This is a genomic window from Ilumatobacteraceae bacterium (assembly GCA_033344875.1).
Taxonomy (GTDB): Bacteria; Actinomycetota; Acidimicrobiia; order Acidimicrobiales; family Ilumatobacteraceae; genus Ilumatobacter.
The window spans coordinates 2,773,368-2,787,403 of record JAWPMO010000001.1 but is presented as its reverse complement, the minus strand read 5'-3'; the positions used below and the strand labels follow the sequence as shown (position 1 = coordinate 2,787,403).

At 69.9% G+C, this 14,036-nt stretch carries 15 protein-coding genes; 5 read left to right on the top strand and 10 right to left on the bottom strand.

What is annotated here, in order from left to right:
* Positions 1 to 33: 33 nt before the first annotated feature.
* The 3 genes from R8G01_13185 to R8G01_13175 all read right to left on the bottom strand — a co-directional run bounded on the left by R8G01_13185 (position 34) and on the right by R8G01_13175 (position 2,699).
* Positions 34 to 1,026, bottom strand: coding sequence for an iron-containing redox enzyme family protein (locus tag R8G01_13185; GenBank protein ID MDW3214950.1), 993 nt, complete (start codon positions 1,024 to 1,026; stop codon positions 34 to 36).
* Positions 1,027 to 1,179: 153 nt separating this feature from the next.
* Positions 1,180 to 1,764 carry a hypothetical protein gene (locus R8G01_13180; GenBank protein MDW3214949.1) on the bottom strand — a complete coding sequence of 195 codons (585 nt, stop codon included), beginning with the start codon at positions 1,762 to 1,764 and terminating at the stop codon, positions 1,180 to 1,182.
* Positions 1,765 to 1,793: 29 nt separating this feature from the next.
* Positions 1,794 to 2,699 (bottom strand): MBL fold metallo-hydrolase, encoded by a 906-nt coding sequence (locus R8G01_13175; GenBank protein MDW3214948.1) that lies wholly within the window; start codon positions 2,697 to 2,699, stop codon positions 1,794 to 1,796.
* A gap of 137 nt (positions 2,700 to 2,836) precedes the next feature.
* Between R8G01_13175 and R8G01_13170 the strand changes: the two genes are divergently transcribed.
* On the top strand, positions 2,837 to 3,970 hold the full coding sequence (locus R8G01_13170) for a helix-turn-helix transcriptional regulator (protein ID MDW3214947.1): 1,134 nt from the start codon (positions 2,837 to 2,839) through the stop codon (positions 3,968 to 3,970).
* Between the two features lie 290 nt (positions 3,971 to 4,260).
* Here R8G01_13170 and R8G01_13165 read toward each other — a convergent pair whose 3' ends face one another.
* Together R8G01_13165 and R8G01_13160 are read right to left on the bottom strand one after the other, a co-directional pair.
* Complete coding sequence (locus R8G01_13165; protein MDW3214946.1) at positions 4,261 to 5,682, bottom strand: amidase; 1,422 nt, start codon at positions 5,680 to 5,682, stop codon at positions 4,261 to 4,263.
* Between the two features lie 60 nt (positions 5,683 to 5,742).
* Positions 5,743 to 6,078, bottom strand: coding sequence for an ABC transporter permease subunit (locus R8G01_13160; GenBank protein ID MDW3214945.1), 336 nt, complete (start codon positions 6,076 to 6,078; stop codon positions 5,743 to 5,745).
* Positions 6,079 to 6,357: 279 nt separating this feature from the next.
* Here R8G01_13160 and R8G01_13155 point away from each other — a divergent pair, with 279 nt between their 5' ends.
* Complete coding sequence (locus R8G01_13155) at positions 6,358 to 7,428, top strand: sensor domain-containing diguanylate cyclase (protein MDW3214944.1); 1,071 nt, start codon at positions 6,358 to 6,360, stop codon at positions 7,426 to 7,428.
* A 67-nt stretch (positions 7,429 to 7,495) separates the two neighbouring features.
* On the top strand, positions 7,496 to 8,269 hold the full coding sequence (locus R8G01_13150) for an SDR family oxidoreductase (GenBank protein ID MDW3214943.1): 774 nt from the start codon (positions 7,496 to 7,498) through the stop codon (positions 8,267 to 8,269).
* 40 nt (positions 8,270 to 8,309) lie between these two features.
* Here R8G01_13150 and R8G01_13145 read toward each other — a convergent pair whose 3' ends face one another.
* Positions 8,310 to 9,125, bottom strand: coding sequence for a hypothetical protein (locus R8G01_13145; protein ID MDW3214942.1), 816 nt, complete (start codon positions 9,123 to 9,125; stop codon positions 8,310 to 8,312).
* Between the two features lie 145 nt (positions 9,126 to 9,270).
* Between R8G01_13145 and R8G01_13140 the strand changes: the two genes are divergently transcribed.
* Complete coding sequence (locus R8G01_13140; protein MDW3214941.1) at positions 9,271 to 10,413, top strand: glycine cleavage T C-terminal barrel domain-containing protein; 1,143 nt, start codon at positions 9,271 to 9,273, stop codon at positions 10,411 to 10,413.
* 2 nt (positions 10,414 to 10,415) lie between these two features.
* The gene (locus R8G01_13135; protein MDW3214940.1) at positions 10,416 to 11,420 is read left to right on the top strand and encodes a methylenetetrahydrofolate reductase C-terminal domain-containing protein; all 1,005 of its coding nucleotides are present in this window, start codon (positions 10,416 to 10,418) and stop codon (positions 11,418 to 11,420) included.
* 9 nt (positions 11,421 to 11,429) lie between these two features.
* On the opposite strand, the gene R8G01_13130 is transcribed toward R8G01_13135, so the two are convergent.
* The 4 genes from R8G01_13130 to R8G01_13115 are packed head-to-tail and all read right to left on the bottom strand — an operon-like array spanning position 11,430 to position 14,008.
* Positions 11,430 to 11,843 carry a nitrile hydratase accessory protein gene (locus R8G01_13130; GenBank protein ID MDW3214939.1) on the bottom strand — a complete coding sequence of 138 codons (414 nt, stop codon included), beginning with the start codon at positions 11,841 to 11,843 and terminating at the stop codon, positions 11,430 to 11,432.
* Entirely contained in the window at positions 11,840 to 12,517 is a 678-nt protein-coding gene (gene nthB, locus R8G01_13125) for a nitrile hydratase subunit beta (GenBank protein MDW3214938.1), read from the bottom strand. The genes R8G01_13130 and nthB overlap by 4 nt, the downstream gene beginning before the upstream one ends.
* Positions 12,514 to 13,149 carry a nitrile hydratase subunit alpha gene (gene nthA, locus R8G01_13120; protein MDW3214937.1) on the bottom strand — a complete coding sequence of 212 codons (636 nt, stop codon included), beginning with the start codon at positions 13,147 to 13,149 and terminating at the stop codon, positions 12,514 to 12,516. Before nthA ends, nthB begins: the two co-directional genes overlap by 4 nt.
* Positions 13,150 to 13,192: 43 nt before the next feature.
* On the bottom strand, positions 13,193 to 14,008 hold the full coding sequence (locus R8G01_13115; GenBank protein ID MDW3214936.1) for an RNA methyltransferase: 816 nt from the start codon (positions 14,006 to 14,008) through the stop codon (positions 13,193 to 13,195).
* Between the last annotated feature and the right edge of the window lie 28 nt (positions 14,009 to 14,036).

The following is a 14,036-nucleotide window of genomic DNA, read 5'->3' as shown; positions in this document are numbered from 1 at the left end:
GGTCGACCGCGGTGCACTCACGGCCGAGCCTGCTCACGCGGCGGTTCGCGCTGACGTCACGGCGGTCGGCGACCGCAGCGCGCTCCGGCCCTGCTGCCAGGCGCCGACCACGTGGGCGCCCAACACACCGTCGATGTGCGACTGCACCCTGATGCCGAACAGCAGGTTCTCGACCTGGTCGGGCTCCTCGAGGGGGAACTCGTCGAGGAACGCCCGAGCGGCGATCACCTCGTGCTCGGCATCGGCGAGCACGTGCACCTGGAAGAACGCACGGACGTCGTCGCCGAGCCCCAGCCGCTCGCAGGCATGCACCATCTTCTGGTTCGGATCGACCGAGTCCATCTCGAACAGGGCGAGCTGGCCGACGACTGCGCCGCGCAGTGAACGGTTCATGCCGGCAGCGGTCACGAAGTTGAACGTGGCGAACGCGGCTCCCGGCAGCAGCGGATACGCCTCCGACGTCGCGGGGCCGCCCGCGCCCTCCAACGACGCGAGGAACAGCTCGGCGTGCGTCTTGTCGTGCCCGACCCCGTACTCACCGGCCTGGATGTCGCACAGCGCTCGCTTGACCTCGCCTCGCAGACGAGGCACCGCCCACGTGTGCGGGTCGGCTTCCTGGTGCTGGTACGGCAGCCGGAGCAGCAGCGACTCACGAACCTGGTCGGCGGTGCCGTCGTGCTCGAGGTAGCCGGCGATGCCGGGCGTGCCGCCGGGAGCGAGGGCGTGCTGCACCGCCCCGCGCGGGTCGGTCGGGCCATCGACGCATCGCCGTCGCATCTCGTCGATGAACCATCGTTCGAACCGTCGTCGGAGTGCGATCACGTCCGGATCCCACTCGATGTCATCGTCGACGTCCTCCCACCCCTGATAGCTCACGCAGTTCAGGAGGAACCACGCCAGCTGGGCGTCGTCGTCGAACCGGTCGTAGGGCAGGGTCTTCGGCCGGACCGCCGGCCGTCGCTGCAGCACCTCGCGGACGTGGTGCGACCACGGCCCGGTCGGGTGGGGGAGTGTGCGGAGCGTCATGGCATCGGCGATATCCCGCGCGCCCGCGGGCGAAACCTCCCGGTGCAGAACTTCACCCGTTGGGCGACAGGCGGAGATGTCGGTGGTGATGGGTGTGTGTGCCGGCGGCGGCCGGGTCCCGTCGAGCGTCACCGACCGACGGGCCCCGGCGGGTCACTCGACGACGAGCTCGGCGAACATGCCGCCGGTGAAGTGCGGCGGACCACCGGCGACACCTTCGGGTTTACCGCCCCCGGCCGCGGCGACCGCGGCCAAGTACTCGTCCGGATCGGCGCCGATCGGGATGAAGCACATCAGCACGTAGCGCCCCGGATCCGTGAGGGTGCCGTCACCGACCGCCATGATCGGCTCCGGGGCGCCCGGCGGCTGCAGCAGTACCGTGATCGGGGCGCCGAGCGTCGCCTCGAGTTCGTCGGGCGGCAACGTGAGCAACTCGGCCAGCGGCATGTCGGAGTCGACTCGGAAGGCGACGAGTTCGTGCAGCTCCGAGGCCGAGGTGTTGCGGAACCCGAGCCGGGTCCCCGCATCGACCGACTCCGGAACGTGCTCGAAGTGGTAATCCACGCCGTCGATCATGACCGCCATGTCGTCGTGGCCGTCGTCGTGACCGGCCGACGGTTCGGTGGTCGACGGTTCGGTCGGCGAGGAGCTGCCGTCGGCGTTCCCGTCGCCGCCACAGGCAGTGCCGACGATCACGAGGCCGGCGAAGACGATGGCGGGGATGTTGGTGCGGTTCATGACGATGTTTCCTGATTCGGATCGTGCCGTCACGACGGCAGTTGGGCGGACATCGACGTGATCGTGGCGACGATCTGATCGAGGACGAGCTGGTCGGGCTGCGGCGGCACGAATGCCCCCGGCACCTCGCGCAGCAGCTCGAACGCACGGTCCACCTGGCTCGACCCGATCGTCGGGCTGTGACAGCCGGCGATCGTGGTCGGTGCCATCTGCTCGATCGCGGCGCAGGCGTCGGCGAATCGACGCTCGTCGAGCATCGACACCCACGGGCTGTTCCACGCCTGGAACGTGTGGAACCCGGCGGCCCACTCGTTCGGATCGAGTTCGTCGACGAACGCCGTCGGGCCCGGCACCGGCGCGGCGTAGCAGTCCGACGCCCAGTAGACGCCGGTCGTCGGGTCGAACACCCCGCGCGTGGTCGGCGAGTCGTACAACGGAGGGCGGACGGCGAACAGCGTGCGATCACCGATGTCGAGCGACTGCCCGTCGTTGACCCAACGCCACCGCATCGGCGGCACATCGAGCCGGTCGACGGCCACACGATCACACAGGAACCAGCTGGCGACGAGTGTCGCGTTCGGGCACGCGTCCATCACTTCGTGCACGTTGCCGTAGTGGTCGATGTCGTCGTGGCTGATGAACACCCAGCGCACGTCGTCCGGGTCGACGAGCCCGAACAGGTCCTCGAGGTGGGCCGTCCGGTCGAGTGGGGTCCCGGTGTCGATCACGATCGGCTCGGCGCCGCGGATCAGCATCGAGTTCATGTGCACCGCTCCGGGGGCGCCGGCCGGGGCGTACGTGTCGTGGATCACGAACGTGTCGGGTGCGATCTCGATCGGGCCGATTCGCGCGGGGCCCGACGTCGTCGTGCCGGGTCCCGATGGGGAGCCGGCCGAAGTCGGTTCGGGGGTGGTGGTGTCGGTGGTGAGTGTCATGTGTGCCATCGTCGGGACCATCGACGACCGCCGCCATCCCGCATCGTGACGGGCCTCGTGGACACCGGTTCCGGGGGGTGCGCGACCCCCAGGAGATTGGGATGGCATCGCCGGCCGGAAAGGAACACAATGACTCGATGGGCAGCGCTCTCACAGCCGAACGCGTGCGGCGCGACGTCGAGGTCGTCTCGACCGCCGGGCTCGACCTGCCGACGTTCCTCGCGGAGATCGATGCATCCGTCCAGCGCGTCCTGCGTCCGGTCGCGACCTGCGTCGCCACCATCGACCCGACGACGTCGTTGCTGACCAGCACCTACAAGTTCGGTGACCTGTACGGCAAGGACGACCACGACCTCGAGTGGGGTCTGATCGAGTACGGCGGTGACGAATCCACGTCGTTCCTCGACGTGGCGGCCACCGACCAGCGGGCGATCGGCATGCACATCGTCACCGGAGGCGAGCTCGATCGATCGCTCCGACTCCGCGACTGCATCCAACCGTTCTACGGGTACGGCGACGAACTGCGTGTGATGGCGTGCGTCGATGGGCGGATGTGGGGGGCATTGGCTTTCTTCCGCGGGCCCGAGGACGAGCCGTTCGACGAGGCCGACGTCGAGTTCGCGTCGACCCTGTCGACCGTGCTCGCGAACGGATTCCGAGCAGGCCTGCTGAGCGGCGTCGCTTCGCAACCGATCGACCGGGTCGCCAACGGTCCCGCCGTGATCATCGTCGACGCGCACGACCGGATGAGCCAGGTCAGCGTCGGGGCCGAGGAGCGGCTCCGCCAGGTGATGGTGAACCACCACAGCGCCAATCCGATCGGCACCATCGCAGCGCTCGTCGCCTGTGCGCGCCGTTACGCCAAGGGCGAGGTGCCGGTGGTACCACGTGGCCGGCTGCGGCTCCACGACGGCAGCTGGGTCGTGCTCCAGGCGTCGCCGATGGCCGCCCGCGACGGCGTCACCGGCGACGTGGTGATCACGATCGAGGACGCGCGGCCCCCCGAGATCATCCCGTTGGTCGTCGAGGCGTTCGGTCTGACGGCACGCGAACGAGACGTGACGCAACTCGTCCTGCAGGGTGCCGAGACCAAGGACATCGCGCTGGCCCTCCACCTCTCGGCGTACACGGTCCAGGACCACCTGAAGTCGATCTTCACCAAGGCCGGGGTCCGCAGCCGACGCGAGCTGATGGGGAGGATCTTCTTCGATCAGTACCAGCCACGGTTCGGCCAGGAGGTCGCGCCCAACGGTTGGTTCCGGCCGGCCTGATTGCACGGTTCGACCACTGTCCCGGCGTTGCCACGGCTCACGTGTCGCCGCGGCCCACCCTGTCAACTCCGTTCCGATTCGGGTTCGGCCACGCGTGCTGCGCGCCAACTCGGGTCAGCACTGCGTCAAGGTCGGTGAGGACTCGGTGAACCCGCTCAAGTGGGATCGAGCACCGCACGATGAACAGATGAGTCGCCGCCGAGCGACTCCATCTCACCGGTTCGTTCGACGAAGCGCCTCTCGGTCCCGCCACCGGAGGCGCTTCGCCGCGCCGGTCCACCTGTGCGCGATCAGTTCGGGCGGCGGGTGTGCCAGTCGGTGGCGGCCTGGTAGGCGTCGCCGATCTGCAGGACGACCTCTTCGTGCATCGCCGGCGCGTGGATCGCCAGGCCGATCGGCAGCCCGTCGTCGGTGAAGCCGCACGGCACCGACAGCCCGGCCCACTCGAGTCGGTTCCCAATCGACGTGTTGCGCAGGTAGCCGCCGTTCATCCGGGCGTACGCCTCGGGTGACGCGTCGACCTCGGCGAGCGGACGCGCCGGCAGCATCGTGGTCGGTCCCAGGTACGCGTCGATGCCCGACGTGCGTTCGGCGAACGAGGCGCGCAACCGGCGCCATGCGTCGAACGCGTCGAGGAAGTCGATCGCGAGCAACTCGCGCCCCGGCCGCATACGTTCGGCAACGACCGGATCGAGTTGGTCGAACGAGTTCTCGAGCAGCCGACGGTTGATGGCGTACCCCTCGGCGGCGACGGTGCGCGCGCGGGTCGGTGCGGTGCTGCCGCCCATCACCTCGTCGATCTCCGGTGCCTCGATCGACGAGACGTCGGCACCGAGATCGGCCAGCACGTCGCCGGCGGCGCGCACCGCGGCGACCACCGCCGGATCGGCACCGTCGAAGAACATCGTCTCGATGATCGCGAGCCGCAGACCCGCCACCCCCGCTCCGAGCGCACCCGACACGTCGTGCCGGTCCTGCCCGAACGTGGCCGGATCACCGACATCGGCACCTTGGATGACCTGGTACACCGCGGCCGCGTCGGCCGCCGTCCGCGTGAGCGGGCCGACGGAGTCGAGTGTGGGGCTCAGCGGATACACCCCCGCCCGGCTGACCCGGCCGACGGTGGTCTTCAGGCCGGTGATGCCACACAGCGACGCGGGGATCCGCACCGAACCGCTCGTGTCGGTGCCGAGCGCGACCGGCACCATCCCGGCCGCCACCGCGACGGCCGAACCGCTCGATGACCCACCCGGCACGTGATGCACGTCGCCGCGCCACGGGTTGCGTGGTGTGCCGGTGTCGTGGTTGACGCCGGCACCCCCGAACGCGAGCTGCACCGTGTGCGTCTTGCCGACGAGCACCATCCCGGCGTTGCGCATCCGACGCACGACGGTGGCATCGGCGGCGGCGACGTTGTCGGCGAGCAGCCGTGTGCCGGCACCGGTGGCCTCGTCGGCCACGTCGAACAAGTCCTTCGCCGCGTACGGGATGCCGTGCAGCCGACCCCGCGACTCACCGCTGGCGAGTTCACGTTCGGCCTTCGCCGCCTCGGTCATCGCCCGATCGCGCGTGACGGTGATGAAGGCGCCCAGGTGACCGTCGAGTTCCTCGATCCGGTCGAGGGCGTGGCTGGTCAGTTCGACCGGCGACAGATCGCCGCCGTGCAGCAGCTCCGAGAGCCGGGCGACGTCGAGATGGTCAAGTTCGTGCATCGTGACGAGCGTACGCCGACCGGGCCGACCGCTCGGACTCCGCCGGTTCCGGCGACGCCGTCAGCGCCGGTTGCGGGTGCGAGGATCGAGCGCGTCGCGCAGTGAGTCGCCGAGCAGGTTGAACCCGAGCACCGTGAGCATGATGCACACGCCCGGGACGACCGACGGCCAGACCGAGGTCTCGACGTACGCCTTGCCGGTCGCCAGCATCGACCCCCAGGTCGGCGCGGGCGGCGGCACGCCGAGGCCGAGGTAGCCGAGCGAGGCCTCGGTCAGGATGGCGGTCGCGATGCTGATCGTGAACTGCTGCCGCAGGACAGCCCGATGTGTGACGCCGCTCGACCGGCACGACGCCCGCCTCGAAGGCGATCTGGTCCATAGCCTCAGACGCTTCATCGCCGGCGAACCGCTCGTTCCCGGGGCCGGATCGGTGAGGATGACGTCAAGTCGGTGAGGAATCGGTGAGGAGTCGGTCAACCCGCTCAAGTCGGCCGCAGCCCCACACGATGAAGAGACGAACCATCCGCCCGATGGTCCCATCTCACCGGTTTCCCCTCGAAGCGCCCTCGGTCCAGCGACCGACGGCGCTTCGTTCGTGTGCGGCACCCTGGCGAAGTGCTCCGAACGGGGCGTTGGCCGGCGGGCGTTAGCATCGGACATTGCGAGTAGACCGCCATGCAGATCGCCGAACCACCCGACAACGAGACCGAACGTCTCCGAGCGCTCGCGGAACTCGACATCCTCGACACGCTTCCCGAGCAGGCGTACGACGACATCACCCTCCTCGCCTCGCAGATCTGCGAGACCCCGATCGCGTTGATGACGCTCGTCGACGAGGGCCGGCAGTGGTTCAAGTCGAAGGTCGGCACCGATCTCGAGGGCAGTCCTCGTGACATCTCGTTCTGCTCCCATGCGATCCTGCAACCCGATGAGCTGTTCCTGGTCCCCGACACGGCAGCGGACGAACGATTCGTCGACAACCCGCTGGCGACCGACGCCGGTGTGCGTTTCTACGCGGGAGTCCCGCTGACGACGGCTCGTGGACACGCGCTCGGCACGCTGTGTGTCATCCACGACGAGCCCCATCAGCTCACCGCCGATCAGCAGCAGGCGCTGTGGGCACTGTCGCGGCAGGTCATCGCACAGCTCGAGCTGCGGCGCAGCGTCGCGGCGCTCGAAGCGGCAGCGGACCAGCGCGACCGCTACCAGGTGCAGCTCGAAGAGGCCCAGCGACGGCTCGAGCAGCAGATGCTGATCGTCGCCGAGCAGAGCGTCACCGATGCGCTGACGGGTCTGCCGAACCGTCGGGCGCTGCTCGAACGCCTCGACGACGAAGTCGAGCGGGCTCAGCGACACGGCACCAAGTTCTCGGTCGCCATGATCGACGTCGACCGGTACAAGCAATTCAACGACACGTTCGGGCACGCCGCCGGCGACGTCGCCCTCGAGACGATCGGCAAGATCCTCTGCGCCGAGACCCGAGCGAGCGACTTCGTCGGACGGTGGGGTGGCGAAGAGTTCGTCGCGATCCTCACCGGGACCGACGCCGAAGGGGCGGGACGGCTCGGAGAGCGATATCGCAATGCGGTCGAGGCGTGGGCGTGGGACCTGGCGCCGTTGACGGTCAGCGTCGGCGTCGCCAGCAGCGCACACGGCCCGGTCGACATCGACCGGTTGATGGCCGCCGCGGACTCGGCGATGTACCGCGCCAAGTCACAGGGACGCAACCTCGTCGTCGTCGCCTGAGACGCCTCGACGCTCGAAACCGGTCGCACCGTGGGCCTCGCCCGCGGCTCGCCCCTAGGGTGCTGGCGTGGACAGCGAACAACTTCCCTCCTTCTCGCTCGCCGGACGGATCGCCCTCGTCACGGGAGCCAACCGCGGCATCGGGCGTGGTCTCGTCGACGCACTCGCCGCAGCGGGGGCGACGGTTGCCGTGACGGCACGCACACGACGCGATGCCGACGAGGTCGTGTCCGACGTGCTGGAGCGCGGCGGTGCAGCGACCGCCCACGAACTCGATGTGTCGGACGTCGGATCGATCGAGGCCGCCGTCGACGAGGTCACCGAGCAGCACGGTCGGATCGACGTGCTCGTCGCCAACGCAGGTCTCGGCGCCAACCATCCCGCCCTCCACGTCACCGAGGAGGACTGGGACGAGATGATGGCCGTCAACGCCAAGGGCCTGTTCTTCACCGCCCAGGCCGTCGGACGTGGGATGGTCGCCAGGGGATCGGGTCGGATCGTGGCGATGAGTTCGCAGGCGTCGCTCGTCGGTATCCGTGATCACGCGGTGTACTGCGCATCGAAGGGAGCGGTCAACCAGATCGTCCGTGTGCTCGCACTGGAATGGGCATCGAGCGGGGTCACCGTCAATGCCGTGGCACCGACGTTCATCCACACGCCCGGCACCGCTGAACGACTCGACGACCCGGCGTATCTCGCCGGCGTGGTCGATCGAATCCCGATGGGGAATGTGGGAGCGATCGCCGACGTGGCCGGCGCGGTCGTCTACCTCGCGTCGGATGCCGCAGCGATGGTCACCGGCACGGTGCTGCCCGTCGACGGCGGCTGGACCGCCCAGTAAGGCGTACGGCCCGGCCGGCTCGCCACGTGGGTGGTCGGGGTCACCCGTTCATGAACTCCTCGAGGCCGACATCGTCGAAGAACTCGAGCTGCTCGGGGGTGCACGTGGCGTAGAGGGGTGCGATGCCCGGGATCTTCAGCAGTTCGGCGGCGGGGACGTCGGTGAGCGAGTCGTAGTCGTCCATCAAGCCCTGCAGGAAGTCGATAGCGTCCTGGCAGGTCTCGATGCCGGGAGCCGCCGACGGGTCCTCGCCGCCGGGCGCCGCCCCGGTACGCATCTGGTCGAGGAACTCGAGGAAGCCGACGGCGCCGGGTGCCTCGTCGCGGGCGAACTCGATCAGGATCTCGCCTTCGCTGTCGTCGACGAAGTTCATGTCGTCGCAGCCGGTGTCACCGACCGCGTCCTCGAACTCGTCGGCCTGCTCCTCGAACTCGGTCGCGATCCGCTCGAAGTCGGCGATCGAGGCGGTCGTCCAATCGGTGTCTTCCACGATCGGCTCGACGGCCCGCAGGAAGTCGGCCATCGCGTCGCGACAGTGCGCCGGCACGTCGGAGATCGAACGGATCTCCGGACCGTCGTCGTCGGTGCCGGAGGTGTCGGTGTCGTCACGGTCGTCATCGTCGTCGACCAGGTCCTCGTCGGTGTCGTCGGTGCCGGAGGTGTCGGTGTCGTCGCCGGGGCCGTCGGACGACTCGTCAGCGGTGGCATCCTCGTCGATCTCGGCGCTCACCTCTTCCGTCGACTCTTCGGTCGACTCGGCGGGGGTCTCGGTGGTGGCATCCGACGACGCATCGCCGCCACCGCACGCTGCGGCCACCAGGGTGAGTGCCGCCACGACGGTCATCGTTCGCTTCATCGATCGTCCTCCTCTGTTCGACGCTGCCCCCGACCGTAGCGGCGTCCGGACCGACACGGCCATCGGTCGCCGTCCCGGGTCGTCGAGACCGGAACGCCTCGTCGGTGCCGGTTTCGCGGCGTCGCCGCTCGGGCATCGTCGACGCATGATCCGTTCCGACCCCGAACTGCTCGCGGCCGTCGGCCCCCGGGTCCGCAAGTCGCCGTTCTTCGACGCGACGGTTCGAGCCGGGCTCAGCGCGGTCTCCACCTACAACCACATGTGGCTGCCGATGAGCTACGGCGACCCGGCCTCCGAGTACGAGCGCCTGACGACCGGCGTGTCGATGTGGGACGTCGCGGCACAGCGGCACATCGAGGTCTCTGGCCCCGACGCCGACGCGCTCGTCCAACTGGTCACCGCCGTCGACATCACCCGGGCCGAGCCGCGCCACGCCATCTACGCGCCGATGGTCGACCCCACCGGCACCCTCCTGAACGACCCGGTGCTCCTCCATTGGCCCGACGACACGTGGCGCTTCTCGATCGCCGACTCGGATGTCCGACTCTGGATCGACGCGATCCGACACGGCCGTGAACTCGACACCGGCGTGCGTGAACTCGACACGGCCACGTTGGCGATCCAGGGGCCGCGGTCGACCGACGTGCTGGGCGGCCTCGGGTTCGATTGGTTCTGCGACCTCGAACCGTCCGAGATGCGCCGGGCGTCGCTCGACATCGACGGCGACACGGTCGACCTCGTCGTGTCGCGGTCGGGGTGGAGCAACCAGGGGGGCGCGGAGCTCTTCATCGACGACCCGTCGCAGTGCGAATCGATCTGGGAGCGGGTCGCCGCTGCCGGAGCGTCGTACGACATCGGACCTGGGGCGCCCAACGCGACCGAACGCATCGAGAACGTCCTGCTGTCGTACGGCACCGACACCGGATACCAGGCCGACCCGATCGAACTCGGGCTCGCCGATCACCTCGACCTCGACGGTCCGGAGTTCATCGGCCGGTCCGCGCTGCGACGCATCCGCGACGACGGACCACGGCGACGGCTGACGGGTGCGGTCATCGACGGCGCCGACATCGACGTGCTGGCCCACCCGGTGCCGTTCGTGGTCGACGGCACCGAGATCGGACAACTGCGCGCGGCGACCCACTCGCCGCGATTCGACCGCAACATCGGGCTCGCGCTCGTCGGGGCCGATGCGGTGTCGGGTGCCACCGGCCGCGTCGACCTCCCCGACGGCGAACGCGGTGCCCGACTCGTCGGGTTGCCGTTCGACGATTCGTCGGGTGACTGATCTTGGCGCTGCGACGGACCGGCATGGTCGACTGCCCCAAACACATGACCAACGGGCCCTGCGGCGGCGTCGAGGCCGACGGCGGTTGCGAGGTCGACCGGCGACCGTGCCCGTTCCTCGCTGCCGACGCCGTGCCGCCGCCGACCGGTGTCCCGTATCGGCCGCGGCCCACCGACATCGGCCGGCTCCTGATCGACCTCCGACTGCCGGCGGGCGACTGGGGAGTCGACCGTGAGCTCGCACAGGTCGCTCGGATCTTCCGCGATGTCGGCGGCACCGCGCTGGTCGGCGAGCACGTCGACGACCCGACCGATGCCGCGCCACACCAGCACGCCGAGCGACTCGCCGCCGTCGGGCTTCCGGCGATCGTCACGGTCACCGGGCGCAACCGGACCGACGTCGAGCACGCGGCCGAGATCGTTCGGCTGGTCGGCAGCGGCGCGGTGGCGGTGCACTGTGTGACCGGCGACCACCCGGCGGTCCGCCTCGGACCCGACGCCACCGCGACGTTCACGCTCGATGGCACGGAACTCGCCACCGTCGCTCGCAGTTCGGGCGCAACGGTGTCGGTCTGCGAGAGCCCGGCCGCGACCCCGGTCGCCGATCGCCCGACCCGGGTCGCGGCCAAGCAGGCCGCCGGGGCCGACCTCGTCGTGCTCAACCACGGTGGGGCACCGTCGGTCCTCGTCGACTTCGCCGACCGTTGCCGCGACGCCGGGGCCGAACTGGCGCTGGTCGCCCCCGTCCCCGTGATCACCGACCACCGATCGGCGCACGCCCTCGCCCAGTTCCCCGGGCTCGTGCTGCCCGACGGGCTCGTCGAGCGCGTGCTGGCCGCCCACGACCCGCACACCACCGGCACGAAGGCAGCGACGGAGATCGGCGCCGAACTGTTGGCGAGCGGCAGGTTCGCGGCCGTCAACCTCTCCGGCTCCGCCACGGCCGGCGGACCTGTCGAGCGGGCCGAGACGATGGCCGAGGTCGCGACGGCGCTCGCGGCTGCCTGAGATCGGCGGTCAGGTGGGGTAGTCGGTCGGGCGCAACTCGATCGGGCTGCCGTGCGGGGTGCGGTCGGCGGCCCGACGCCACGCCTCACGGGTGCGCTCCAGCTCGTCGGCGCCCGCCGCGCCGGTCTCGGCCACCAACCGCTCCAAGGCGGCGAGCCAGTGGTGGTAGTACGTGTCGCCGGTGTCGGGATCGCCTGCCTCGTGCGCGTGCTCGATCTCCGCCGTCAGTGTCGCCGCCCACTGCGGCCACGTGAAGAGTCCGCGTTCGTGGAGCCGCACGGCCATCGCGAACGCGTGCGCCTCCCAGGGTTCACGGAACACCGGTTCGCCGTCGTCGACCGGTTGGCCGGGCAGGAGATCGACGGTTGCAGGATCGGTCGTCGCAGCGTCGACCGAGTCCGACAGGCCGTCGGTCGGGTTCACGACCTCACGCCCGGTGCCGGTGCGAGATACGACTCCCAGGCATCGATCGACACCCGCTGGCCCTCCACGGCGTCGGGCCACAGGTCGGTCGCGTCGAACACCACGGTGTACAACCACTGCGGCTGCTCACCGAGACCCCGCGCGTTCGTGTCGGGGAAGACGTGGGCGCCGTGGACGCGTTCGATCGTGCCCTCCCGTCCGGCCGCGTATCCGGGCAGACGCGTGTGGTGGTCGACCGAACCGGGGCGGGTGGTCACCCGGTCGCCCACGGAGAACCGAGCCGGACCCGACGGTGGCCGGTCGGACGGGCCGCCCCGCTCGAGCACCGTCGCGACCTGGTCGACCGTCAGGATCCGTCGGGCGGCGTCGCCGGCGCTCGCGGCGTGACCGTCGGCGAGTTCGGCCGACGACACCAAGCCGTGTTCGACGACCAGCGCTTCGAGCGCTGCGGTCCAGATCTCGTAGTAGCTCAGGTCCGGGTAGTTCGGGAGTGTCTCGCGGGCGCTCCGGCTCATGTCGATGTTCCAACCGCCCGGCGCTCCGGCTGCCAGGGTCAACGCGAGCGCCCGCGCCTCCCAGCCGTGGTGGAAGACCTGATCCTCGGGTTCGTCGGCGATCTCACCGTGGCCGGTCGAGCCGCCGAGGTCGGCGTGCGTGACGTACGGGGCGGTCACGACATCGGCCCGACCGTCGCGGGATCACGCGGGTGTCGCACCCCGATCATCGAGTCGCGGGTCACGAGTTCGGCCAGCTGCTCCTCGGTCCACCCGTCGGTGCCCGCCGGGCGCTGCGGGACGACCAGGTATCGCACTTCGGCGGTCGAGTCCCAGACGCGGACATCGATGTCGTCGGGCAGCGTGAGTCCGAATTCGGCCAACACCCCGCGTGGGTCTCGCACCACCCGCGACCGGTAGGGCGCACTCTTGTACCAGGTCGGCGGGAGGCCGAGCACCGGCCAGGGATAGCAACTGCACAGGGTGCAGACGACCACGTGGTGTGTGTCGTCGGTCTGTTCGACCGCGACCATGTGTTCGCCCTGCCGGCCCACGAAGCCCAGCGACGCGATCGCCGCCGTCGCATCCCGGGCGAGCCACGCCCGGAACTCCGGGTCGACCCACGAACGTGCGACGACCCGGGCACCGTTGCGCGGCCCGATCCGGGTCTGGTACGTGTCGATCAACTCGTCGAGGGCCGCCGGATCGACGTACCCCTTCTCGGTCAGCAGTGTCTCCAGCGCTCGGACGCGGACGTCCATCGGGTCGAGTTCGCTCGGGTCGTCATCGCCGTGGTCGTGACCGTGCCCCATCTCGACGAGCGTAGAGCAGGCGCCGCCCGGCGGCGAGGGCCGGTCAGTCGCGTGGCGCGGTGGCGGCGAACGTGATCGCTGCCGCGTGGCCGACGTTCAACGAATCGACCGACGAGCTGATCGGGATCCGGACCCGACGCGAGGCGAGGGCCAGTGCGTCGTCGGTCAGCCCGGGCCCTTCGGCTCCGAGCAGGATCGCCAGACGTTCGGGCACCGGTGTGGTCCAGAGGTCGGTGGCGTCGTCGGCCGGTGTCATCGCCCAGGTCTCGAAGCCGGCGTCGTGCAACGTGTCGAGCGCGCCGGGCCACGTTGAGGCTTCGGCGCGAGCGACCCGCATGTGCAGGATCTCACCCATGCTGACGCGCACCGTGCGGCGGTGATACGGGTCGGTGCAGGTCGGGCTCAGCACCACGCCGTCGACGTGGAACGCCCGTGCCGCGCGAGCGATCGCGCCGACGTTCTCGTCGTCGTTGAGGGCCTCGAGCACGACGAGACGCTTCGCCGAGGCGGCCAGGTCGGCGACCGACGCGAGCGGTCGGCGGTACGCCGAGACCAGCACACCCCTGGGCAGATGGAACCCGACGATGCGGTCCATCACCTCGCCGGCGGCGACGTAGACCGGGAGCTCCGACAGTTCGGGACGTGACAGGTAGGGCTCGAAGCGACTCACCCGCGACGGTGACAGCAGGGCCGAGCGGAACCGGTGGCCCGAATCGAGCAACCGATCGATCGACATCCACCCCTCCGACATGAAGAACTCGTCGCCCTCCATCCGGCGGCGGACCGCCTGGTCGTTCAGGTGGAGATAGTCGGCGACGCGCGGATCGTCCGGGTCGTCGATCGTGATCGGCGCGTTCACCCGCCCGACCGTACGGGACGACGAGGGC

What these genes read in the sequence shown, in the direction of transcription:
- R8G01_13185 (MDW3214950.1), bottom strand. Translation starts at nt 1,026, where the DNA reads ATGACGCTCCGCACACTCCCCCACCCGACCGGGCCGTGGTCGCACCAC.
- R8G01_13180 (MDW3214949.1), bottom strand. Translation starts at nt 1,764, where the DNA reads ATGAACCGCACCAACATCCCCGCCATCGTCTTCGCCGGCCTCGTGATC.
- R8G01_13175 (MDW3214948.1), bottom strand. Translation starts at nt 2,699, where the DNA reads ATGACACTCACCACCGACACCACCACCCCCGAACCGACTTCGGCCGGC.
- R8G01_13170 (MDW3214947.1), top strand. Translation starts at nt 2,837, where the DNA reads ATGGGCAGCGCTCTCACAGCCGAACGCGTGCGGCGCGACGTCGAGGTC.
- R8G01_13165 (MDW3214946.1), bottom strand. Translation starts at nt 5,682, where the DNA reads ATGCACGAACTTGACCATCTCGACGTCGCCCGGCTCTCGGAGCTGCTG.
- R8G01_13160 (MDW3214945.1), bottom strand. Translation starts at nt 6,078, where the DNA reads ATGAAGCGTCTGAGGCTATGGACCAGATCGCCTTCGAGGCGGGCGTCG.
- R8G01_13155 (MDW3214944.1), top strand. Translation starts at nt 6,358, where the DNA reads ATGCAGATCGCCGAACCACCCGACAACGAGACCGAACGTCTCCGAGCG.
- R8G01_13145 (MDW3214942.1), bottom strand. Translation starts at nt 9,125, where the DNA reads ATGAAGCGAACGATGACCGTCGTGGCGGCACTCACCCTGGTGGCCGCA.
- R8G01_13140 (MDW3214941.1), top strand. Translation starts at nt 9,271, where the DNA reads ATGATCCGTTCCGACCCCGAACTGCTCGCGGCCGTCGGCCCCCGGGTC.
- nthA (MDW3214937.1), bottom strand. Translation starts at nt 13,149, where the DNA reads ATGGGGCACGGTCACGACCACGGCGATGACGACCCGAGCGAACTCGAC.